The organism is Pseudarthrobacter sp. MEB009, assembly GCF_030208875.1.
In the GTDB taxonomy this organism is placed as follows: domain Bacteria; phylum Actinomycetota; class Actinomycetes; order Actinomycetales; family Micrococcaceae; genus Arthrobacter.
The window spans coordinates 227127-247529 of the sequence record NZ_JARVTC010000004.1 but is presented as its reverse complement, the minus strand read 5'-3'; the positions used below and the strand labels follow the sequence as shown (position 1 = coordinate 247529).

Here is a 20403-nt window from a genome sequence, read left to right as displayed (position 1 = left end):
CTGAAAGCGTGAGCCAACCCCTGGATGAAGGACCGTTCTTTCACGGTACAAAAGCCGATCTCCGCGACGGCGATTTCCTCAGGGCCGGATTCCGGTCCAACTATCGTCCGGAGGTGGTGATGAACCATATCTATTTCACCGCCCTGAAGGACGGTGCCGGACTCGCCGCGGAACTCGCACCTGGCGACGGGGCCCCGCGCGTCTACGCCGTGGAGCCCACCGGGGCGTTCGAAAACGACCCCAACGTGACCGACAAAAAATTCCCGGGGAATCCCACCCGGTCGTTCCGCAGTGCAGAGCCGCTGCGGGTCATCGGCGAGGTCACTGACTGGACCCGACTGACGCCCGCTGCGCTGCTGGCCTGGCAGGAGCGGCTGGCGGTACTGCGCTCGGACCAAAGTGCCAAAATCATCAACTGACCAGGATCCTGCCCTTTCCAGGGCCCGGCCCGGCTGGGTAGCGTGCTGTGCATGGCCATCAAACTTGAAAACGTCGGCATTGCCGTTCGCGACATCGAAGCAACCATCGCCTTCTTCACCGACCTCGGTCTCACAGTGGTGGGCCGGGACACCGTCAGCGGAGAATGGGCCGATACCGCCGTGGGCCTCGACGGCAACCATGCCAAAATTGCGATGCTCCAGACACCCGATGGCCACGGCACCCTGGAGCTCTTCGAATACATCCATCCGGACGCCATCGAAACGGAGCCCACCCTCCCCAACGAGATCGGCATGCACCGCGTCGCGTTCTCCGTCGACAACATCGACGCTGCCCTGGAGATCGCCGCGAAGCACGGCTGCCGGCCACTGCGTGGAGTTGCCACTTACGGGGACGTCTACAAACTCTCCTACGTCCGGGGCCCCAGCGGAATCATCGTGATGCTCGCCGAGGCATTGAACACAAAAAACTGACGGCTGCGCCGAAGCAGGGCTGCTCACCGGCTCCCCCATTAATAGATTGTGCAGGTCAACGGCCCAAAGCATTGTCTTCTTCCGGAGGCTCGCCAAGAATGAACCAATGACGGTCTATGTGCGGGCACTCGAAACAGCAGTTCCAAAAACCACCCTGGTCCAGTCCGAGGCGCGTGACGTGTTCGCTGCCCAACCCGGCTTGACCCGGCTCGGATCGCGGCTGGTCAGCACGTGTTTCGACTCGGCCGCCATCGACACCCGCTACACCGCCGTGGATGAACTGACCAAGGACTTCCGCGCGGACGATCCGCAGTTCTTCGACCCGGCCACCGGGCTCCTGCTGAATCCCAGCACCAAGGTGCGCAATGAAATCTTCGGCCGGGAAGCCACCAAACTTTTTGTTGAAGCTGCCGCTGCAGCCCTCGGGGCCTGCCCTGACCTCAGCCCGGGCGACGTCACGCACCTCATCACGGTGTCCTGCACCGGCTTCTTCAACCCCGGCCCGGACTACAAAATCGTCCGGGAACTGGGACTGAACCCCTCTGTGCAGCGTTACCACCTCGGCTTTATGGGCTGTTATGCAGCTTTTCCCGCCCTCCGCGCCGCGAAGCTGTTCTGCGAGGCGGACCCGGGCGCCGTGGTGCTGGTGGTTTGTGCAGAACTCTGCTCGTTGCACGTCCGGACCTCCAACGACCCCGACACCATCATGGGGTCGGCGCTGTTCGCGGACGGAGCCGCTGCCGCCGTCGTGACCTCCCAACCTGCCCCGGACGGGACGGCGCTGCTGCAGCTGGACCACTTCGAGACGGTCCTGACGCCGGTGGGCGAGGACTCCATGGCGTGGAACATTGGTGACCACGGCTTCGAGATGGTTTTGGGCAACTACGTCCCGCACATCATCGATGACCACATCGTGGGGGCGCTCGAGCCGCTCCTGGCCCGCGATCCGGACCTGCTGCCGCTCCCCTACACCGCCATCCGGCACTGGGCCATCCATCCCGGCGGGCGGAGCATCCTGGACAAAGTCCAGTCCCGGCTGGGCCTGACGGACCAGCAGCTGGTGCCGGCCCGGGAAACCCTCCGCAACTACGGCAACATGAGCAGCGCCACCGTCCTGTTTGTCCTCAAGTACATTGTGGAACAGGAACCGGAGCCGGGCGATGAACGGATCTGTTCCATGGCTTTCGGGCCGGGCCTGACAGTGGAAACTGCCCTGTTCACCAAACTGCCGCGCACCTCCGCCGCGGCCGGCAGCGAAACCGTTTCCGGCCGAGTCTCGCTGCAGGAAGCGCCGGTGGCCTGACCCGGTGCGACTCCTGCTGGGCGAGCGGGCGGTGGACGCCGTGGAACTGATGGACCGCCCCGACTGCAACCCCGTGCTGCTCGAAAATACCTACCGCCAGTTCGGCCCGGTGAACCGGCTGTTTTCCGGCTGGCGGGGACTGTACCGCCGGGAACTGCGGCCGCTCCTCGCCACGGCGGTCCGGCCGGTGTCCCTGCTGGACATCGGCTGCGGCGGGGGCGACCTCGCCACCCTGCTTGCCCGGTGGGCCGCCCGGGACGGACTGCGCCTTGACCTGACGGGCATCGATCCTGACCCCCGTGCTGCCGCGTTTGCGTTGCGGCGCCCTGCCCGGCCGGGTGTCCTGTTCCGCCAGGCCCACAGCCGGGACCTTGTGGCCGAGGGACGCAGGTACGACGTGGTGATTTCCAACCACGTCATCCATCACTTGCCGCCGGAACAGCTCAGCGAGCTGCTGTCCCATTCCGAGCAGCTGGCCACACGATCGGTCCTGCACAACGACCTGCGCCGCAGCCCCACGGCGTTTGCCCTTTTCAGCGCCGCAGCCCTGCCGTTCCGGAACTCCTTTATCCGCGCGGACGGGCTCACCTCCATCCGGCGCAGCTATACCCCGGCCGAGTTGCGGGCTGCCGCTCCCCAGGGGTGGCGGGTGGAACTGAACCAGGCGTTCCACCAGGTGCTCACCTTCCGGCACGGCTGATATGGAAACGGATGTGGTCATAGTGGGCGGCGGTCCGGTGGGGCTTTACCTGGCTGCCCTGCTGCTCCAGGCCGGCGTCCGCGTCCGGGTCCTGGAGCAGCGGCCATCCCCCAACGGGCACTCCCGTGCCATCGGCATCCACCCTCCGGCGCTGGCGGCGCTTGAGGACGTCGGGCTTGCCTCCGGCCTGGTCCACGCCGGCGTCCCCATCCGCCGCGGCCTGGCCATCAGCGGCGGCAGGACGGTAGGTGCCATGGAATTCAGCAGCGTTTCGCGCCGTTATCCCTTTGTCCTGGCGCTCCCCCAGCACCGGACGGAGCAGCTCCTGGCAGAACGCGTCCGGACCCTGGACCCGGACGCGCTGGTGCGGGGTGCACGGGTCACGGGCGTAGCGGACGACGGCGGACAGGTTGCCGTCAGCGTTGGGCCCGGCCTGGGTGCCGCGGACCCGGCCCGCGGCTACGCGGCACAGGTGGTCATCGCCGCGGACGGGGCCCGGTCCGGCCTGCGGCAGCAGCTGGGTGTACCCGTCGCCCGGAAAACGTATCCGGACCATTACCTGATGGGTGATTTCGCCGATGCCGGCACCCATGGAGAAAAGGCCGTCCTGTTCCTGGAACGGCACGGCATAGTGGAATCCTTTCCGCTGCCCGGTGGCGTCCGCCGCTGGGTGGTCCGCCTCGGGGCACCCGCAGCCGCCACGGATCCGCTGCATCTTGCCCACCTGGTCCGAGACCGGACGGGAATCCTGCCCGAGCCAGGCAGCAACTCCATGCTGAGCGCCTTCTCCGTCCACACCACCGCCGTCAGGAAAACAGTCATCGGCCGGGTGGTCCTGCTGGGTGATGCCGCCCATGAAATCAGTCCCATCGGCGGGCAGGGCATGAACCTGGGTTGGTTGGATGCCCAGGCGCTGGCCCCCGTGATCCACCGCGTGCTGGCCGGCACCGCCACGCCCGCGGAGGTGTGCCGCTATGAGTCCGGCAGGCGGCAGGCCGCCGCCCGGGCCGCCCGGCAGGCCGGAATCAACATGATGCTGGGCCGGCCGCTCCCACCGGCGTTGCTGGGCGTGCGGAACGCCGCCCTGGCCGCGGTCGCGTCCAGCCCGCCTGTGAACCGCTGGGTGGCCCGCCGGTTCACCATGCAGTGACCGGGGCGGAGCCTACCGGTAGTAGCAGTCGTAGCTGGCCTGGCTGGTGATCAGGCCGTCGCTGACTTCGAACACGGAGGAAGTGCTGGCGCGGATGGTTTCGCCGCGGTCCCAGTAACGCAGGTCCATGCGGACCGTGGCGGACCAGTCGGCTTCCACCACAACGCGTCCGTCCCCGCTGGTGGTCCGCTTGATCACAAACTCCTGGCCGGAAACAACTTCGGAGCTCTGGTCCGCTCCTTGCAGCACCTGGGCCAGGTTCCGGGTGGCACCCTCGGGCGCCAGCAGGTGCGGCGCCTCCACCAGCGTGAAGGTATCCGCCAGGAAGGGCCTCAGTTGCGCCGCGCCGCCGCCGGCTTGCAGGGTCCGGATGAACTCGAGCACCAGCTCACGCGGGGATGAAACACGTTGGGGTTCAGTGGCCATGCCTTCGAGACTAACCCAGCCGCCGGCCGTGCACGCCCGGCGGCGCCGCTAGGCTTTGCCCATGAGCAACAATCCTCCGGAAACAACCCAGAGCCCGGCGCAGATCGCCGAACAGGTCGAGGCCATGCTGGCCACCGGTGACCTGCCGCCCATTGTGCAGGCGGGACACCCGGTGCTGCGGCAGCGTGCAGCCGCCTACGATGGCCAGCTGCCCGGCGACCAGCTGGAACGGCTGATCGAGTTGATGCGGCGGGTTATGCATGATGCGCCCGGCGTGGGACTCGCCGCACCGCAGTTGGGCATCCCGCTGCAGCTGGCGGTCCTGGAGGACAAATTCGACGTCGACCCGGAGGCGGCAGCGCTCAGGCGGCGGGAACCGCTGGACTTCCTGGCCATCGTCAATCCCCGGTACACGCCGCTGGGAGCCAGCCACGCCTCGTTCTACGAAGGCTGCCTGTCACTGAACGGACTGCAGGCAGTGGTGGCCCGGCCGGAAACCGTCCGGCTCGACTTCCTGACGGTCGACGGCGGTGCGGTGCAGCGGGAATTTTTTGGCTGGCAGGCCAGGATTGTCCAACATGAGACGGACCACCTGAACGGGGTTCTGTACGTGGACCGCGCCCAGTTGCGCTCGCTGAGCAGCAACGCCGAATACGCTGCGCACTGGGCGGGCCCCGGCATCGACAAGGCCAGCGAAGGGCTGGGGTTCGACGCCGGACCGGCGGGTATCAGCGTCGCCTGACGGCAGCGGCCGCGGCACTGCGCCGGGCAGCGCCGGGTCCGCCGCCTAAAGTGGTATCCATGCCCTTTGCCCCGCACCTTTCCCTGCTGTGCCCGGTATGCCGGCAACCCTTCGAGCCTTCCGGAGCCCATCCGCAGGCCGGGAAGCGGCTGGTCTGTCCGGCAGGGCACAGTTTCGACGCCGCACGGCAGGGCTACTTCAACTTTCTGGTCGGGAAAGGGACGGCTTTCGAGGCGGACTCTGCCGCCATGGTCGAAGCCCGCCACTCCTTCCTCGCCGCGGGGCATTACCTGCCGCTGGCAACCGCCGTGGCAGCCGCCGTCGTCCGTGTCCTGCCGGCTACCGGCGCGGCGGTCCTTGATTCCGGCACCGGGACGGGCCAGTACCTTCGGGTGCTCCTTGACCAGGCAGCGGCAACGGCCCCCGCTGCCTACGGCCTGGACATCTCCAAATACGCGCTGCGGCGGGCAGCCCGGCTCAACCCGGAGGCCATGAACCTGGTCTGGGACATCTGGCAGCCGCTTCCCCTGGCAACAGATTCCGTGGACGCCGTGACGGTGGTGTTCGCGCCCCGGAATCCTGCCGAGTTCGCCCGGGTCCTGCGGCCCGCCGGTCGGCTGGTGGTGGTCACCCCCCGCAGCGGCCACCTCGCCGAACTCGCTGCGCGCACCGGGATGCTGGCCATTGAGGAGGGTAAGGACGCGCGGCTGGCTGCTGCCATGGCCTCGCATTTCGATCTCGAATCATCCTCGGACATCGACATTCCGTTGTCACTCACGGTGCCGCAGGCAACGGACCTGGCTTTTATGGGGCCAGCCGGCCACCATCTGGGCCGCGAGGCCATCGCCGGCAGGCTCGCGGGCAGCAGGGAGCCCGTGACTGCCGAAGCCCGCTTCAAGCTGTTGGTGTTCACCCCTGCGCAGACGCCGGCGGAGTAACGACTTGGCCAATATCCCGGCCCGCACGGATGCGCCCGCCCCCTCCGGGAGGCGTCCGGACTAGGATGGAAGTGCAGTGACTGGGGGGTCTGCGGCACGCGGCTCCACGAAGCAGAGGGGGAACGGCATGTTCGAATGGCTGGGCGAAAACTGGTGGGCATTGTGGCTCACCGCGTTCCTGGCATTTGCGGTGATCGAGATGATCACCCTCGACCTGTTCTTCATCATGCTGGGCGGCGGCGCCCTCGCGGCCCTGGTTGCCGACTTCGCCGGCGCCGAGGGCTGGCTGCAGATCATCATTTTCTGCGTCGTTTCGCTGCTGATGATCGCCTTCGTCCGCCCCGTGGCCCTTTCGCACATCAAGAAGGGTCCGGCTGAGCAGCGGACCAACGTGGACCGCCTGATCGGCGAGTCCGCCGTGGTGATGGAAGCCGTCACCACAGCCGGCGGGCTGGTAAAAATCGGTGGCGACATCTGGAGCGCACGCTCCTCCGCGGGCGACCTGCCCGCCGGCCAGCACGTGGTGGTGGCCGCCATTGAAGGCGCCACAGCAGTGGTGTCAACGCCGCCACCGGCCACCCCCGCCCAGTCCTGACAGAGTCTTATCAATTGGGGAAAGAGGAGATGTATGGAAAACGCAGGAGGGACCGCCCTGGCCATTGTGCTGGTAGTCCTGATCATATTTGTGGTGATTGTCCTGGTCAGGTCGGTGCGGATCATTCCGCAGGCCCGGGCCGGCGTGGTGGAGCGGCTGGGTAAGTACCAGCGCACGCTCAATCCCGGCCTGACCATCCTGATCCCGTTTGTGGACCGGCTGCTGCCGCTGCTGGACCTGCGTGAACAGGTGGTTTCGTTCCCGCCGCAGCCCGTGATCACCGAGGACAACCTGGTGGTCTCCATCGACACGGTGGTCTACTTCCAGGTCACCGACGCCCGCGCCGCGACCTACGAGATCGCCAACTACATCCAGGCCGTGGAACAGCTCACCACCACCACCTTGCGCAACGTGGTGGGCGGGCTGAACCTCGAAGAGGCGCTCACCTCCCGGGACCAGATCAACGGCCAGCTGCGCGGCGTCCTCGACGAAGCGACCGGCCGCTGGGGCATCCGGGTGTCCCGGGTGGAGCTCAAGGCCATCGATCCGCCCCACTCCATCCAGGATTCGATGGAGAAGCAGATGCGCGCCGAGCGGGACCGCCGTGCGGCCATCCTCACGGCTGAGGGTACCAAGCAGTCCGCCATCCTTACGGCCGAAGGCCAGCGGCAGTCGTCCATCCTGAAGGCTGAGGGCGACGCGAAAGCGGCGATCCTCCGCGCCGACGGTGAAGCGCAAGCCATCCAGAAGGTCTTCGACGCCATCCATAAGGGCAACCCTGACCAGAAGCTGTTGGCGTACCAGTACCTGCAGACCCTGCCGAAACTTGCCGAAGGCACGTCGAACAAGCTGTGGATCATCCCCAGCGAACTCACTGAGGCACTGAAGGGAATCGGGGGCGCCCTGGGCGGCACCAACCCGGATCCCTCAGCGGACGGATTCGCCGCCACCCCGGCAGCGCCCGCCCAGCCCTGAACCACCGGGCTGATTGCCCGGGGGGGGATCCGCAGTAACCTGCGGGTCCCCTCCCCTGTTTTGTGCCTGCGCCGGTTGAACCGGTATACTCGGGTATTTGCCCGGCTGGAGCAATCCGCTGGAACAACACAGCTTCGCGATGCGTTGAATCCTATGATGCAGCACAGAGCACAAAGAAGTCCGGCGGTGCTTCGTTACTGCCGGCCAGCGCGGGTTTTCCTACCGCGTAACGACCAGAGGGAGAAATCATGAGCGATCGCAGCCTGCGGGGCATGCGCCTTGGCGCGCAGAGCATGGAGACCGAGTCCGGCGTCGAGCCGGCGCCGCGCCAGCGGGTCGAGTACCGCTGCGAAGACGGCGAGCAGGTTTTTGTCACCTTCTCCTCCGAAGCGGAAATTCCCCCGGTCTGGGTTTCGAAGACCGGCAAGGAAGCGCTCCTGGTGGACGGCGAACGCCCCGACACCAGCAACGACAAAGCTGTCCGCACGCACTGGGACATGCTGCTGGAACGCCGGTCCCTTCCCGAGCTGGAGCAGATTCTTGAGGACCGCCTGACCATCCTGCGGGAACGCCGCGGAGAGCGTCGCTCAGCCTAGCTGCCGCAACAGAAAAGGGGCCATCCCGCACTTCGGTGCGGGATGGCCCCTTTTCTGTTCAGCCGGAACGGCTGCGGGAGCCGTCAGTTCGCGGCTTTCCTGCCGGTCAGAGCCTTCCAACGGGCAGCCAGGCCCCACTTGGTGACGTTGATCATGGCCTCAACCACAATGTTGCCGCTCATCTTCGATGCCCCGAGTTCGCGCTCCACAAACGTGATGGGCCGTTCCTCGATGCGCATGCCCATCCGGGCCACCCGCCAGGCGAGGTCCACCTGGAAGCCGTAGCCCACCGAGTCCACCTGGTCCAGGTTCAGCCGCTCCAGGGTGGTCCGCCGGAAGGCACGGTAGCCGCCGGTGACATCCTTGATCTTCAGGCCCAGCATAAGGCGGGCGTAGGTGCTGCCGATCCGGGAAATGGCCTGGCGGTACAGCGGCCAGTTGACCACGCTGCCGCCCGGAACCCAGCGGGATCCCATGGCCAGGTCCGCGCCCTGTTCGATGGCTTCCAGGAGCTGGGGAAGTTGCTCGGGCTGGTGGGAGCCGTCAGCGTCCATCTCCACGAGGACGTCATAGCCCGCCTCGAGGCCCCAGCCGAAGCCGGCGATGTACGCGGCGCCAAGGCCTTCCTTTCCTTTACGGTGCAGGACGTGGACCTGGGCGTCGTCGGCAGCGATGGAGTCGGCGAGCTTGCCGGTGCCGTCAGGGCTGTTGTCATCAACCACCAGCACGTCCGACGACGGGACGGCGGCCCTGAGGCGCTGGAGCGTCTTGGGCAGCGATTCCAGTTCGTTGTAAGTGGGGATGATCGTAAGGACGCGCACAGAGGGCCTTTCCTGGGAGGAGCGGTCAATGCACCAGAGGGTGAGCGGGTCACCGGCGGGCGCAACTACCCATTATAGGGCGGACGGGGCGCCGGTCAGTGACGCAGGGCCGGGCTCGCGAAGAGTTCGACGCCGTTGCTCACCGTCTGCAGGCACGTCGGGTCGGTCCCGGTATCCAGGGCCGGCAGCAACGGCGTCCTGGCGCGGGGATCAGTGCTCCACGACTGGACCCGGCCATCCGCCACCTGCACCATCAACTCTTCGACCTCCCACACCGCGAAACTTGCCGGCGCGCCGGGAACCAGTTGCCCGGCCATAAAGTCGGGATGCCGGGCTGCCCGCCAGCCTGCACGGGTGTGGCCCAGGAACGCTGCGCGGGCGGAGATCCGCTGGTCTGGGTTGTGATGTTCCAGGCAGGCCCGGATGCTGGACCACGGCCGCAAGGGCGTGACCGGGCTGTCGCTGCCGAAACAGACAGGGACTCCCTGTGCGTAGAGGGTGGCGAACGGATTCATTCCCCGGCTCCGCTCCCCCAGCCGCTGTTCGTACAGGCCGCCGGGTCCACCCCAGGCGGCGTCGAACGCCGGCTGTGCGCTGACGGTGACGGCGTATTTAGCCAGCCTCGCCACCGCGGCGGCGTCCACCATTTCCACGTGCTCAAAACGGTGCCCGGCGGCGCGGACCCGCTGCTCGCCCACCTGTTCCGCGGCGAGGTCCAGCGCGTCGAGTGCCGCGTCCAGCCCGGCGTCGCCAATCACATGGAAGCCGCCCTGGATGCCCAGCAGCGAGCACGCGGCCAGGTGCGCCGCGGCTTCGTCCACGCCCAGGTACAGCGTGCCCTGCTCCGCTGAGTCGCTGTAGGCGGAACGGAGCGCCGCCGTCCGGGACCCCAATGAGCCGTCGATGTTCAGGTCACCGGCCAGGCCGCGGATCCCAAAACCGAAGCTGTCCAGGATGCTGCGGGCGTGCGCCTCGGACTCCGCCAGCTCACCCCAGTAGGGCAGCACCTCGGGAACCGCCGGGGCACCTGCGGCTCCTTCATTCCAGGCGGCCGCGATCCGGAGGTCTTCGGCGCCGCCGATGTGCGGGGCTCCCATCTCGGCGACCGCCACGTACCCGTTGGCTGCAGCCTCGGCCAGGGCCCGGGCCTGGTGCTCCCGGAGGGTTGCGGCCGGCAATGCCCTGGTGAACTGCCGGGCCGCTGCGTGCGCGTCCCGGCGGACCCGGGGGCCGCCGTCGAACCCGTCCCTGCCCCGAAGCCCCGCGGACCCGGCCAACGTTGCGGACACCAGGGCGGAGTGGACGTCCACCCGGGCCAGGTACACGGCACGGCCGCCGGCGGCCCGTTCGAGTTCCTCAGCGGTGGGCAGTGTCGCGTCAGCCCACCGCGTTTCATCCCAGCCGTGCCCCAGGACGGTACCCTGGCCCGGCGCCGCAGCAACGGCCGCCAGCAGTTCGGCCGCCGAGGCGGTACTGCCCAGGGCCAGGGAGCCCAGCGCGATGCCGGTCTCGGTGAGGTGCGCGTGCGAGTCCACGAACCCGGGGGTCACCAAGGCGCCGCGTAGGTCAATGATCTCCATGGAACTGTCCGCGATGGACGTGGCCGCCTGTTCGGACCCCACCCAGGCCACGGTGCCGCCCTCCACCACCATGGCGGTGGCGAAGGGATCTGCGGCGGTGTAGACGGACCCGTTGCGGTAAAGCACTGCTTTGGGGCGGCCTGCGGACGGGGATTCCGGGGTGGTCATGTAGGGCGGGGCTCCTCAGGGGAAGGGCCGGCGGGCGCCGGCGGACGGGAAAACGTCAGAGAACGGACGAGTAGGCCACAACGCCCCGGCGGATCAGGGCGATGGCTTCGGCGCACAGCCGGGAAAGCCGGGGCTCCAGGCCGGGGATCTTGGCCAGTTGGTCCAGCAGGTCCACTACCTGCTTGACCCAGCGGACAAAGTCGCCGGCTGCGAGGTCAGTCCCGTTCAGGACCTCCTGCAGGTGCCGGCCGCGGGCCCACTTGTACATGGGCCACACCAGCCCGAGTTCAGGTTCGCCGGTCAGGGGAAGTTTGTTGTCCTCTTCCACGTCCTCCAGGGCGGACCATTCCCGGACCACAAGGTCCACTGACGTCTCCAGTGAGACGCTGGGCATGCGCGGCCGGAGGCCCCGGTCCTCGCGTTTGGCCTGGTAGACCAGGACGCTGGCCAGGGCCGCGACTTCCACGGCATCCAGGTCGTTGAATGCGCCCAGCCGGAGCGACTGGGAGATGAGGAGGTCCTTTTCGCCGTATATCCGGCGGAGCCGTTGGCCGTCGGGGCTGATGGACAGCCTGCCGTCCGGGGCGCTTTCGAGATAACCGTAGGTGGACAGGACGTCGCAGACACGGTCGAAAGTCTTGGCAATGGTGTTGGTCCGGCCCTGGATCTGCCGGACCAAGCCGTCGGTTTCCCGGCGGAGCTTCCACCAGCGTTCAGCCCAACGGGCGTGGTCCTCACGTTCGCTGCACCCGTGGCAGGGATGCGCGCGAAGCGCGCGGCGCAGTTCCGTGATGCGCTTGTCCTGGTCCGGCAGCGCGGCTGCCCGGCCGAAGTCGTCGTTGCGGGTGTGGCCCGGGGCCAGCGGACGGTTCTCACGGAGCGCGTTCCGGGCGGAGGAGGCCAGGTCGCGGCGGGACTTGGGCACCTTCGCGTTGAACGACTTGGGGATCCTGATCCGCGTGACGGGCGAGATGGGTCCCTCAAGGTCGTCAGTGCCGATCCGGCGCAACTGGTTGTCCAGGGTCAGGACCGCCGGCCGGGGCTCACGGCTGCCGTGGTCCGAACTGAGCACAATCGCCGGGCCGGGCGCCCGCCCACCGGGAACGTCTACTACATCCCCCGGCAGGAGCCGGGCCAGGGAGTCATCGCTCAGGGACTTCCGGTTCCGGTACTTGGATTTGGTGCCGGCGTTCTCCGCGTCGGAAAGTTCCCGGCGCAGGCGCGCGTACTCGGTGAAGTTGCCCAGGTGGCAGGTCATGGACTTGGCATATCCGGCCAGGGACTCTTCCCGGCTCCTGACCTGCTTGGCCAGGCCCACCACTGACCTGTCCGCCTGGAACTGGGCGAAGGAAGACTCCAGGATTTCCCGGGCCCGGGCGCGGCCGAACTGGGCCAGGAGGTTGATGCTCATGTTGTAGGTGGGCCGGAAACTGGAGTTCAGCGGATAGGTGCGCCTGGAGGCCAGGCCTGCGACCGCTGTGGGGTCGGTGCCGGGCTGCCAGAGCACCACGGCATGGCCCTCCACGTCGATGCCGCGGCGGCCCGCACGGCCGGTGAGCTGGGTGTACTCGCCCGCGGTGATGTCCACGTGCGCCTCACCGTTGTACTTATCGAGCTTCTCCAGTACCACGGACCGGGCCGGCATGTTCACGCCCAGCGCGAGGGTTTCGGTGGCAAATACGGCCTTGACCAGGCCGTCCACAAAGAGTTTTTCCACCACTTCCTTGAAGGTGGGGAGCATGCCGGCGTGGTGCGCAGCAAAGCCGCGCAGCAGCCCGTCGCGCCAGGTCCAGAAACCCAGGACATCCAGGTCGTCCGGCGGGATGTCCTGGCCGGCAGCGTCAACCCGCTGGGCGATGACCTGCTGCTCCTGCTCCGTGGTCAGCCACAGCCCCGAGGAGACGCACTGCGCAACGGCGGCGTCACAGCCTGCCCGGGAAAAGATGAACGTGATGGCCGGCAGCAGGTCCATCCGGTCCAGGCTGGCGATCACCTGGGGCCTGCTGGCCCTGCGGACCCCTGGCTCCTGGGCGCCGCGGGCCGGCCGGTCGGAGCCGCCGCGCCGGCCGCGCTGGTTCCGTCCGCCGGAGCCAGGCCTGCTGCGGAAGCCCTGCTGTCCCTCGCTGCGGGCCACGGAGAGGAGTTCGGGGTTCACATCGAAGCCGCTCCCGGGGGCAGCTGCGGTGACGGTCGCCGGAGCGCCGGAGGCGTCCACTGGCGGGGCGATCTCATCAAAGGTGGTCTCGCCGGCGAACAGGTCCACGATCTGGCGGCCCACCATCACGTGCTGCCACAGCGGCACCGGACGGTGCTCGGAAACGATGATGTCCGTGTCGCCGCGGACGGTGTCCAGCCAGGCCCCGAACTCTTCTGCGTTGGAAACAGTTGCGCTCAGGGAGGCGACCTGCACCTCGCTGGGAAGGTGGATGATCACTTCTTCCCAGACGGCGCCGCGGAACCGGTCGGCCAAATAATGGACCTCGTCCATCACCACGTAGCCCAGGTCATCAAGGGTGGCGGAATCCGCGTACAGCATGTTCCGCAGGACTTCGGTGGTCATCACCACCACCGGCGCATCGCCGTTGATGCTGGTGTCGCCGGTCAGGAGACCCACGTTTTCGGCGCCGTATTTTTCGCCGAGCTCAGTGAATTTCTGGTTGCTCAGGGCCTTGATGGGTGTGGTGTAGAAGGCTTTCAGCCCGCGCTGGAGGGCCAGGAAGATGGCAAATTCGCCAACGATCGTTTTGCCGGCACCGGTGGGCGCCGCCACCAGCACTCCCCTGCCTTCCTGGAGGGAACGGCAGGCCTGGCGCTGGAAGTCATCGAGTTCGAACTCCAGGGTCCTGGTGAAAGCCCCCAGGTACGTGGCGTTTTCGGCTTGGCGTTCCGCGTTGGCGCGGTATCTCTCTGCCGGTGATAACTCGTCAGGATCGGTGGGCCCGGTGGTGGAGAACATGTCCCAAGCCTAGCGGGAGCTTAGAGCTTCTTGAGCTCACTGCCGGGGGTGGCGACGTCCGCGGTGGCGTCCGTCTCAGCGGCGACCTTTGCCTCACGCTTGTCCCTGCGCTTGTCGTTGATGATGCACAGGCCGATGGCGGCGAAGAACAGGATCAGCAGCGGAGCCGCCAGCATCACCATGGACAGCGCGTCCGTGCCGGGTGCGGCCAGGGCGGCGAGGACGAAGACCAGGAAAACGATGATGCGCCAGGCCTTCAGGATGGTGCGGCCGCGGACCACGCCGGCCATGTTGACGCCGACCAGGATCACCGGCACCAGGAAGGAAACCCCCAGGATCAGGAACATCTGCGTGGCAAACGTGAGGTAGTCAGTGGCTGAGACGTTGTTGGCGCCTGTGGTGGGGGTGAACTGAAGGAGGGCCCGAACCACCGTGGGGAAGACCAGCCAGGCGACAAAAACGCCGGCGAGGAACAGCGGTACGGCCGCGGCCATAAATCCCAGCGTGTACCGGCGTTCCTTACCCGTCAGGCCAGGGGTGATAAAAGCCCACACCTGATAGATCCAGACGGGGCTGGAGATGACCAGGCCGATCTGGATGGCAATCTGGATCTTGAACGCGAACGGATCCGCGATGGTCGCGAAGTTCAGTACCGCGGTGCGGCCTGTCTGCTGCGCGATGGTGATGAGCGGTTCAGAGAGGTTGAAGACCACCGGATCGTAAAGGAACCAGCCGGCGATGCCGGCCAGCACCACGGCGATGGCCGACTTGATCAACCGGTTCTTGAGTTCCTTGAGGTGGTCCCAAAGAGCCATCCGGCCTTCCGGATTGGCTTTGCGGCCCTTCTTTTGTGCCACCTTGAACTACGCGCGGGTGGAGGGCGGTACGTCCGTACCGTCAGCGTTGCCGCTGGACGGGGTTTCGGGGCGCGGGTGGTTCACTACCCGGCCTTCGACGGGACCTGAGGCATCGGCGGCGTCGCCGTCAGTCTTGCCGTCGTTCTTCATTTCCTTGACCTCGGACTTGATGATCCGCATCGACTGGCCAAGGCTCCGCGCCATCGCCGGAAGTTTGGGCGCGGCAAAAAGCAGCAGTGCTACAACGATGATGATAACGATGGGCCAGGGGCCATCAAAGAGTCTTCCCATGGGAAATCCTTTCCTCTAAGTACATCCTACTTCGAAGTGAAGTCGAGATCTCCGAGCGCCTGCAGTTGGCCCCGGTCTGTCCTGCGCTGCACCCGGCGGCGCCGCCGTTCTTCCCGGCGTGACGCTTTGGCGGCCTCGTAATCATGTCTCATGATCTCGGGTGAGGCAAAAACAGCGGATCCGGCTGGCATCCGGTCGGGAGCAGGCGCCGGTTCGGGAAGGAACACGGGGCTGATGTGGCCCAGTTTTTCGCCGGCTGCGCCCAGGTCCTTGACCGTGGCCATGAATTTCCGGAACAGCCGGATGCCTAAAAGGAGGAACAGCAGCAGGGCCAGCGCAACAAGCGCCACCCATATCAGAATCCAGGACCACCAAAGCATGGTTTCGAGTCTAGCCGCCGTACCGGGCAAGCGACGCAGCGAGCCATTCCCGGGCCGCGTCGGCCAGGCCTGCCGGTGCCAGGATGCGGGCCTGGCCACCGTGCTGGGCCACAAATATGGGCAGCCACGCCGTGTTGCCGAACTGGATTTCCGCCACCAGGCCGCCGTCGGGAAGTTCCGCGGTACGCGCCGCATGGTATTCATCCGCAAGTCCCCGCCCCTGCCCGGTGAGCTGGACTGTTACGGACGTATCGCCGTCGTTCGCTGCGAACATTCTGCCGGAGCCGGCCGCGAGGGCCGTGGCATCCGTGCTGATCGATGTGCCGGTGGGGCGAAGGTCCTGGACCCGGTCGAGGCGGAAGTTCCGGAGCCCGTCCACCAGGTGGCAGTACGCCTCGAAGTACCAGGTGTCGTCCAGCGAGAAGAGCCGCAGCGGGTCCACGTCCCGCTCCGACACGGTGTCGCGCTGGGGTGAGAGGTACGTCAGGTGAAGTTGCGAGCCGGAACTGATGGCGTCCCGGACTGTGGTGTGGACACCGGCATCGGCAGGCGCCATGGCGGGTCCTGCCAGCGACCCCGCCCGGAGCCCGGCTTCGCCGGCTGCCGCCATAAGTTTGAGTGTCACTGATTCCAGGGCTCCTCCCCCGGCCAGTTCCGGCAGGCCGTTGAGGGTCTCCAGCCCGGCCAGCAGGGCGCAGGCTTCCTCCACTGTGAACCGGACCGGCCTGTTCAGGTCCAGGTCCTGGCTGATAAAAACGTGGTCGTCCTCCCACTGGATGTCCAGGAGGTCATCCGGGTATCCGCCGGGGAGCCCGGAACAGATCAGGATCCGCAGGTCGGCCTCGAGTTCCTGGCGGGAGATGCCAAAGTGCCGGGCCACTTTCTGGATGTGCAGTCCTTGATTGTGGACCAGGAACGGGACCAGTTGAAGCATACGTTTGAGCTGGTCCTCGGCTGTTCCTGCCCTGTCCTGCCGGGATCGTGCTCCGGAAAGGGTGAAGAGGGGAACGGGCGCTGCGCTGAAGTCCGCGGCGGCGCGGAGGCGGCGCTGCACCGCCTCAGCGAGTTCCGGCGGGGCAACTGCCACAGCGTCGGGTCCGTAGGAGGCCAGTTCCTCGGCCAGGACTTCGGGGTCGCGGTACGCGAGTGCCAGGCGTTCGTAGTCCGCATCGGGTCCGGCCGGGTGGTCCACATCATTGGTAACGGCCCGTTGCCGCAGGGACAGGAGGCGTCCTGTTCTGACGTCGACGACGGCGGTGCGGCGCGGGAGTTCGGGAAGGAGGTCCAGTTCCTGGCGGATGTTGAAGTCCGCAGGTGGGGTGTACTGCTCCCGTGCCAGGGTTTCCACGGAGCTGGTCAGCCTGGAAAGGCGGAAGTGCCGGGCGGCCTGCCGGGCCCGGTCGAAGCCGATCAGGTACCACTGACCGAACCGGCTGCCCAGTCCCCACGGCTCCACCGTCCGCCGTTCCTCCTGGCCGGTGGAGGCGGCGCGGTACCCGAAGGAGACCGGGTGCCGGGTGTGCATGGCCGCTACGAGGTCGTCAAACGCCTGGCCGGCAGGCTTGATGCGGGGCTGCACACCGGCGGGCAGCTTAATGTCGGCCATCTGGCCGGCCGCCTGAAGTTTCCGCATTGCGCTGCGGGCCGCAGTGCCCAGCGCCGCGCGTTCCCACAACTGGGAGGCAAGGAGCAGCACTGTCCATTCGTCCGGGCTGAACTGGACGTCCGGAAGACGGTTGGATTCCTTGCCGATCCGGTACCGGGTGGTGGCTGGATCGTCTTCGCTCCAGCCCAGGTCCGTCAGGGTTTCAACGTCGAAGCCGAACTGCCGGAGATCGTTTTTATCCCGTTCGAACATGCGGCCGAACGCCACGTCGTTTCCGGTGACGGTGCGGTACACGGTCTCCCGCAGTTCGCTGCGGCGCAGGCCGTACCGGGTGTTGAGAAGGGCGATCAGCAGGTTCAGGAGGCGTTCAGTGCGGGATGCGGACACGGTTGCTACGTTACTCAATGACGGCCCGGAACGCGCAAAGCGCGGCAGCATGTGGACGCAAGGTCCGATCAGCTGCCGCGCTTTGCGGTGCCTGCCAGGGTGCCGGGAACCGGCTGACCCGGGCAGGTCAGGGGGCCTTCCGGATCAGCGGACGCCCACCAGGTCAACAACGAAGATCAGGGCTTCGTTGGGCTTGATCGCTCCACCGGCGCCACGTGAGCCGTAAGCAAGCTCGGAAGGGATCTCCAGGCGGCGGCGGCCGCCAACCTTCATGCCCAGCAGGCCCTGGTCCCAGCCCTGGATGACCTGGCCCACGCCAACCCGGAAGTCCAGGGGTGCGCCGCGGCCCCAGGAAGCATCAAACTCTTCGCCGGTGGACCAGGCGACACCCACGTAGTGGGCGGAGACGGTGCTGCCGGCCTGGGCTTCCGGTCCGTCGCCTTCGATCAGGTCCGTGATGACCAGGTCCGTGGGGACGTCGCCCTCGGGGAAATCGATCTCGGGCTTCTGGCGGTCGAAATCACGCTGTCCAAAGGACATGGTTGCTCCTTGTCGTTGGTGCTTACTGGTGGGATGCCACGGAGGAATCCCGTGCTCCGGTCTTAAATGTTGTTACTTGACGCCCAGAATGTCCACTACGAAGACCAGGTCGCCCTTGGCTTCGCCCTGGCCTGCGTCACCGTACGCCAGGTCCTTGGGGATCACCAGCAGGACGCGGGAACCCACCGTTTTACCGGCGAGGCCCTGGGTCCAGCCCTTGATGACCTGCTGCAGCGAGAACGGTGTGGGCTTGCCGCGGTCATAGCTGGAATCGAATTTGGTGCCGCCCACGAGGGTGACGCCCACGTAGTGCGCCGTCACCGTGTCGGTTTCCTTGACGGTGGCACCGGTGCCCTTGATGAGGTCCTGGGAAATGAGCTCCGTGGGAGCTGCGACGCCGTCAACGTTGATCTCCGGGATGCCGTCGCCGTTTTCCTTCACCGTCGGCAGCCCGGCCGGCGGGGTAATGGTTTCACCCTCCGGCTTTTCGAGGACCGGGGCAACCTCGGTGGTGGAGATGACCTTGATCACCAGCAGCTGGGTGGGCTGCGCCGGGGCACCCGCGGTGCCGGCCTGGCCGGGGACGGCGAGGGCGATGCTGGAGCCAACCTTGGCCCCAACGATTGCGTTGTAAACCAGCTCGCTGCCGGTTTTCAGTTCATCGTTGAGCTCGAGTGCTTCCGGCTCAGCGGGGAAGGTGTCTTCCAGGGTTGCCCCGTCTTCGCCGTTGATGGCGAGGATGGACAAGTTGGCGATCTGGTTGGCCTTGACGGCGTCACCGCTGCCCTCGGTAACCAGCTTGGCGGTGGGTTCCGTGACCGCGAGGGGCTTGTCGAATTCGACGCCCGGGGCTTTTTTGTCACCGTTTTCGGTCAGTTTGAGGGAGTCGAACTTTGCAGTCTCGCCAGCGGACTGGCTGGTGGGCTCCGGTTCACCGGTACCGCCGCAGGCAGTCAGCAGCAGCAGGCCGGGAAGGAGAATTGCTAGTAGTCGGCGCACGTTGGAAACTTTCGTCGGGGCAGGGTGGGGGCGACACGCCGCTTGCAGCGGCCGTTATCGCGGCAGCCCAAATAATGGGCCTTTTCAAGAATAGCCCGGAAAGCTGGGTGTCAGCCCATAGACTCGAGCAGCGCATCCACGCGTTCGTCCACGCTCCGGAACGGATCCTTGCACAGGATAGTTTGGTGCGCCCGGTCGTTGAGTTTCAGATGGACCCAGTCCACCGTGTAGTCGCGGCCCAGTTCCTGGGCGCGCCGCACGAAGTCACCGCGGAGCTTGGCACGCGTTGTCTGCGGCGGCGCGTCCACCGCGTCCTTGATCACGGTGTCATCCACCATCCGGCGGACGGCGCCGCGGGACTGAAGCAGGTAATAGAGTCCCCGGGTACGGGAGATGTCGTGATAGGTCAGGTCCAGTTGCGCGATGCGCGGAGCGTCCAGGCTCAAACTGTGCCGGTTCCGGTAGCTGTCCATCAGCTTCTTTTTGATGGCCCAGTCGATTTCCGTGTCGATCCCCCGGTGGTCGCCGGACTCGATGGCCTTCAGCGTCCGCTCCCACAGGTCGAGGATCAGTGGGACGTGCGGGTTGTGGGCGCCATGCTCCCGGACGAACGCCGTCACTTTGGTGAGGTATTCCTGCTGGATCTCCAGGGCAGTCAGCTGGCGCCCGTTGGCCAGCCGGACCAGCGCGCGGCCACTGAGGTCGTGGGAAATCTCCCGGATGCTGCGGATGGGGTTTTCCATCCGCATGTCCCGCATGATCACCCCGGCCTCCACCATGCGCAGCACCAGGTCCACCGTGCCCACCTTCATCAGGGCGGTGGTTTCGGACATGTTGGAGTCGCCTACGATGACGTGGAGGCGGCGGTAGAACTCGGCGTCCGCGTGCGGTTCGTCCCTGGTGTTGATGATGGGCCGGGACCGGGTGGTGGCGGAGGATACGCCTTCCCAGATGTGGTCTGCCCGCTGGGAGAAGGCGTAGGTCGCCCCGTGCGGTGTCTTGAGGATCTTCCCGGCACCGGCGATGAGCTGGCGCGTGACAAGGAAGGGGATGAGGATCTCGGCAAGCCGGGAGAACTCGCCGCGGCGCGGGATGAGGTAGTTCTCGTGGCTGCCATAGGAGTTGCCGGCGGAGTCGGTGTTGTTTTTGAACAAGTAGACGGTGCCGTTGAACCCTTCCGCAGCGAGGCGGGCCTGCGCTTCGTCCACCAGGTCATCGAGAATGAGTTCGCCGGCACGGTCGTGGGCGATCAGCTGGGCCAGGTCGTCGCATTCCGCGGTGGCGTACTCAGGGTGGGACCCCACATCGAGGTACAGCCGGGACCCATTGGTGAGGAAGACATTGGAGGAACGGCCCCAGGACACCACCTTGCGGAAGAGGTACCGGGCCACCTCTTCGGGGGCCAGCGGCCTCGAGTCGGGGCTTGAATACGAGATGCCGAATTCGGTTTCGATGCCGAAGATCCTCTTGTCCATCTGTCCT

The 20403-nt window shown here is 66.6% G+C and carries 21 protein-coding genes; 10 read left to right on the top strand and 11 right to left on the bottom strand.

What is annotated here, in order from left to right; all coding sequences use genetic code 11:
• Positions 1–8: 8 nt before the first annotated feature.
• The 5 genes from arr to QRN07_RS03085 all read left to right on the top strand — a co-directional run bounded on the left by arr (position 9) and on the right by QRN07_RS03085 (position 4064).
• A complete protein-coding gene (gene arr, locus QRN07_RS03105) occupies positions 9–419 on the top strand; it encodes an NAD(+)--rifampin ADP-ribosyltransferase (RefSeq protein ID WP_050687211.1) in 411 nt (136 codons plus the stop codon).
• A 51-nt stretch (positions 420–470) separates the two neighbouring features.
• Positions 471–911: a VOC family protein gene (locus QRN07_RS03100; protein ID WP_050687213.1), complete on the top strand. Its 441-nt coding sequence runs from the start codon at positions 471–473 to the stop codon at positions 909–911.
• A 106-nt stretch (positions 912–1017) separates the two neighbouring features.
• Entirely contained in the window at positions 1018–2214 is a 1197-nt protein-coding gene (locus QRN07_RS03095) for a type III polyketide synthase (RefSeq protein WP_056600298.1), read from the top strand.
• A 13-nt stretch (positions 2215–2227) separates the two neighbouring features.
• On the top strand, positions 2228–2914 hold the full coding sequence (locus QRN07_RS03090) for a class I SAM-dependent methyltransferase (protein WP_442854169.1): 687 nt from the start codon (positions 2228–2230) through the stop codon (positions 2912–2914).
• A 1-nt stretch (position 2915) separates the two neighbouring features.
• A complete protein-coding gene (locus tag QRN07_RS03085; protein WP_056600301.1) occupies positions 2916–4064 on the top strand; it encodes an FAD-dependent oxidoreductase in 1149 nt (382 codons plus the stop codon).
• A 12-nt stretch (positions 4065–4076) separates the two neighbouring features.
• Here the strand turns inward: QRN07_RS03085 and QRN07_RS03080 are convergent, their stop codons facing one another.
• Positions 4077–4490 (bottom strand): nuclear transport factor 2 family protein, encoded by a 414-nt coding sequence (locus QRN07_RS03080; RefSeq protein ID WP_056600304.1) that lies wholly within the window; start codon positions 4488–4490, stop codon positions 4077–4079.
• Between the two features lie 61 nt (positions 4491–4551).
• Here QRN07_RS03080 and QRN07_RS03075 point away from each other — a divergent pair, with 61 nt between their 5' ends.
• The 5 genes from QRN07_RS03075 to QRN07_RS03055 all read left to right on the top strand — a co-directional run bounded on the left by QRN07_RS03075 (position 4552) and on the right by QRN07_RS03055 (position 8336).
• Positions 4552–5232: a peptide deformylase gene (locus QRN07_RS03075; protein WP_056600306.1), complete on the top strand. Its 681-nt coding sequence runs from the start codon at positions 4552–4554 to the stop codon at positions 5230–5232.
• A 59-nt stretch (positions 5233–5291) separates the two neighbouring features.
• Positions 5292–6170 (top strand): methyltransferase domain-containing protein, encoded by an 879-nt coding sequence (locus tag QRN07_RS03070; RefSeq protein ID WP_056600309.1) that lies wholly within the window; start codon positions 5292–5294, stop codon positions 6168–6170.
• A gap of 127 nt (positions 6171–6297) precedes the next feature.
• Positions 6298–6765, top strand: coding sequence for an NfeD family protein (locus QRN07_RS03065; protein WP_050687227.1), 468 nt, complete (start codon positions 6298–6300; stop codon positions 6763–6765).
• A 33-nt stretch (positions 6766–6798) separates the two neighbouring features.
• Complete coding sequence (locus tag QRN07_RS03060) at positions 6799–7740, top strand: SPFH domain-containing protein (protein ID WP_050687229.1); 942 nt, start codon at positions 6799–6801, stop codon at positions 7738–7740.
• A gap of 248 nt (positions 7741–7988) precedes the next feature.
• Entirely contained in the window at positions 7989–8336 is a 348-nt protein-coding gene (locus QRN07_RS03055) for an RNA polymerase-binding protein RbpA (RefSeq protein ID WP_013600997.1), read from the top strand.
• A gap of 83 nt (positions 8337–8419) precedes the next feature.
• Here the strand turns inward: QRN07_RS03055 and QRN07_RS03050 are convergent, their stop codons facing one another.
• The 10 genes from QRN07_RS03050 to pafA all read right to left on the bottom strand — a co-directional run bounded on the left by QRN07_RS03050 (position 8420) and on the right by pafA (position 20396).
• A complete protein-coding gene (locus QRN07_RS03050; RefSeq protein ID WP_050687300.1) occupies positions 8420–9157 on the bottom strand; it encodes a polyprenol monophosphomannose synthase in 738 nt (245 codons plus the stop codon).
• 95 nt (positions 9158–9252) lie between these two features.
• Positions 9253–10905 (bottom strand): amidohydrolase, encoded by a 1653-nt coding sequence (locus QRN07_RS03045; RefSeq protein WP_056600312.1) that lies wholly within the window; start codon positions 10903–10905, stop codon positions 9253–9255.
• 55 nt (positions 10906–10960) lie between these two features.
• Positions 10961–13861 carry a DEAD/DEAH box helicase gene (locus QRN07_RS03040; protein WP_050687304.1) on the bottom strand — a complete coding sequence of 967 codons (2901 nt, stop codon included), beginning with the start codon at positions 13859–13861 and terminating at the stop codon, positions 10961–10963.
• 20 nt (positions 13862–13881) lie between these two features.
• On the bottom strand, positions 13882–14676 hold the full coding sequence (gene tatC, locus QRN07_RS03035; protein ID WP_050687408.1) for a twin-arginine translocase subunit TatC: 795 nt from the start codon (positions 14674–14676) through the stop codon (positions 13882–13884).
• Positions 14677–14724: 48 nt separating this feature from the next.
• Positions 14725–15009 carry a Sec-independent protein translocase subunit TatA gene (gene tatA / locus QRN07_RS03030; RefSeq protein ID WP_050687306.1) on the bottom strand — a complete coding sequence of 95 codons (285 nt, stop codon included), beginning with the start codon at positions 15007–15009 and terminating at the stop codon, positions 14725–14727.
• 26 nt (positions 15010–15035) lie between these two features.
• Positions 15036–15389 (bottom strand): hypothetical protein, encoded by a 354-nt coding sequence (locus tag QRN07_RS03025; protein WP_050687308.1) that lies wholly within the window; start codon positions 15387–15389, stop codon positions 15036–15038.
• A 10-nt stretch (positions 15390–15399) separates the two neighbouring features.
• Complete coding sequence (locus tag QRN07_RS03020) at positions 15400–17382, bottom strand: helix-turn-helix transcriptional regulator (RefSeq protein ID WP_200933667.1); 1983 nt, start codon at positions 17380–17382, stop codon at positions 15400–15402.
• A 144-nt stretch (positions 17383–17526) separates the two neighbouring features.
• Complete coding sequence (locus tag QRN07_RS03015) at positions 17527–17922, bottom strand: FKBP-type peptidyl-prolyl cis-trans isomerase (protein ID WP_050687312.1); 396 nt, start codon at positions 17920–17922, stop codon at positions 17527–17529.
• Between the two features lie 72 nt (positions 17923–17994).
• Positions 17995–18921, bottom strand: coding sequence for an FKBP-type peptidyl-prolyl cis-trans isomerase (locus tag QRN07_RS03010; RefSeq protein WP_285240292.1), 927 nt, complete (start codon positions 18919–18921; stop codon positions 17995–17997).
• Positions 18922–19031: 110 nt separating this feature from the next.
• The gene (gene pafA / locus QRN07_RS03005) at positions 19032–20396 is read right to left on the bottom strand and encodes a Pup--protein ligase (protein ID WP_050687316.1); all 1365 of its coding nucleotides are present in this window, start codon (positions 20394–20396) and stop codon (positions 19032–19034) included.
• Between the last annotated feature and the right edge of the window lie 7 nt (positions 20397–20403).

Bases quoted from the DNA above. Each gene is read 5' to 3' on its own strand.
- QRN07_RS03100 (WP_050687213.1), top strand. From the start codon at position 471: ATGGCCATCAAACTTGAAAACGTCGGCATTGCCGTTCGCGACATCGAA.
- QRN07_RS03095 (WP_056600298.1), top strand. From the start codon at position 1,018: ATGACGGTCTATGTGCGGGCACTCGAAACAGCAGTTCCAAAAACCACC.
- QRN07_RS03085 (WP_056600301.1), top strand. From the start codon at position 2,916: ATGGAAACGGATGTGGTCATAGTGGGCGGCGGTCCGGTGGGGCTTTAC.
- QRN07_RS03080 (WP_056600304.1), bottom strand. From the start codon at position 4,490: ATGGCCACTGAACCCCAACGTGTTTCATCCCCGCGTGAGCTGGTGCTC.
- QRN07_RS03075 (WP_056600306.1), top strand. From the start codon at position 4,552: ATGAGCAACAATCCTCCGGAAACAACCCAGAGCCCGGCGCAGATCGCC.
- QRN07_RS03070 (WP_056600309.1), top strand. From the start codon at position 5,292: ATGCCCTTTGCCCCGCACCTTTCCCTGCTGTGCCCGGTATGCCGGCAA.
- QRN07_RS03065 (WP_050687227.1), top strand. From the start codon at position 6,298: ATGTTCGAATGGCTGGGCGAAAACTGGTGGGCATTGTGGCTCACCGCG.
- QRN07_RS03060 (WP_050687229.1), top strand. From the start codon at position 6,799: ATGGAAAACGCAGGAGGGACCGCCCTGGCCATTGTGCTGGTAGTCCTG.
- QRN07_RS03055 (WP_013600997.1), top strand. From the start codon at position 7,989: ATGAGCGATCGCAGCCTGCGGGGCATGCGCCTTGGCGCGCAGAGCATG.
- QRN07_RS03045 (WP_056600312.1), bottom strand. From the start codon at position 10,905: ATGACCACCCCGGAATCCCCGTCCGCAGGCCGCCCCAAAGCAGTGCTT.
- QRN07_RS03040 (WP_050687304.1), bottom strand. From the start codon at position 13,861: ATGTTCTCCACCACCGGGCCCACCGATCCTGACGAGTTATCACCGGCA.
- tatC (WP_050687408.1), bottom strand. From the start codon at position 14,676: ATGGCTCTTTGGGACCACCTCAAGGAACTCAAGAACCGGTTGATCAAG.
- tatA (WP_050687306.1), bottom strand. From the start codon at position 15,009: ATGGGAAGACTCTTTGATGGCCCCTGGCCCATCGTTATCATCATCGTT.
- QRN07_RS03025 (WP_050687308.1), bottom strand. From the start codon at position 15,389: ATGCTTTGGTGGTCCTGGATTCTGATATGGGTGGCGCTTGTTGCGCTG.
- QRN07_RS03015 (WP_050687312.1), bottom strand. From the start codon at position 17,922: ATGTCCTTTGGACAGCGTGATTTCGACCGCCAGAAGCCCGAGATCGAT.
- pafA (WP_050687316.1), bottom strand. From the start codon at position 20,396: ATGGACAAGAGGATCTTCGGCATCGAAACCGAATTCGGCATCTCGTAT.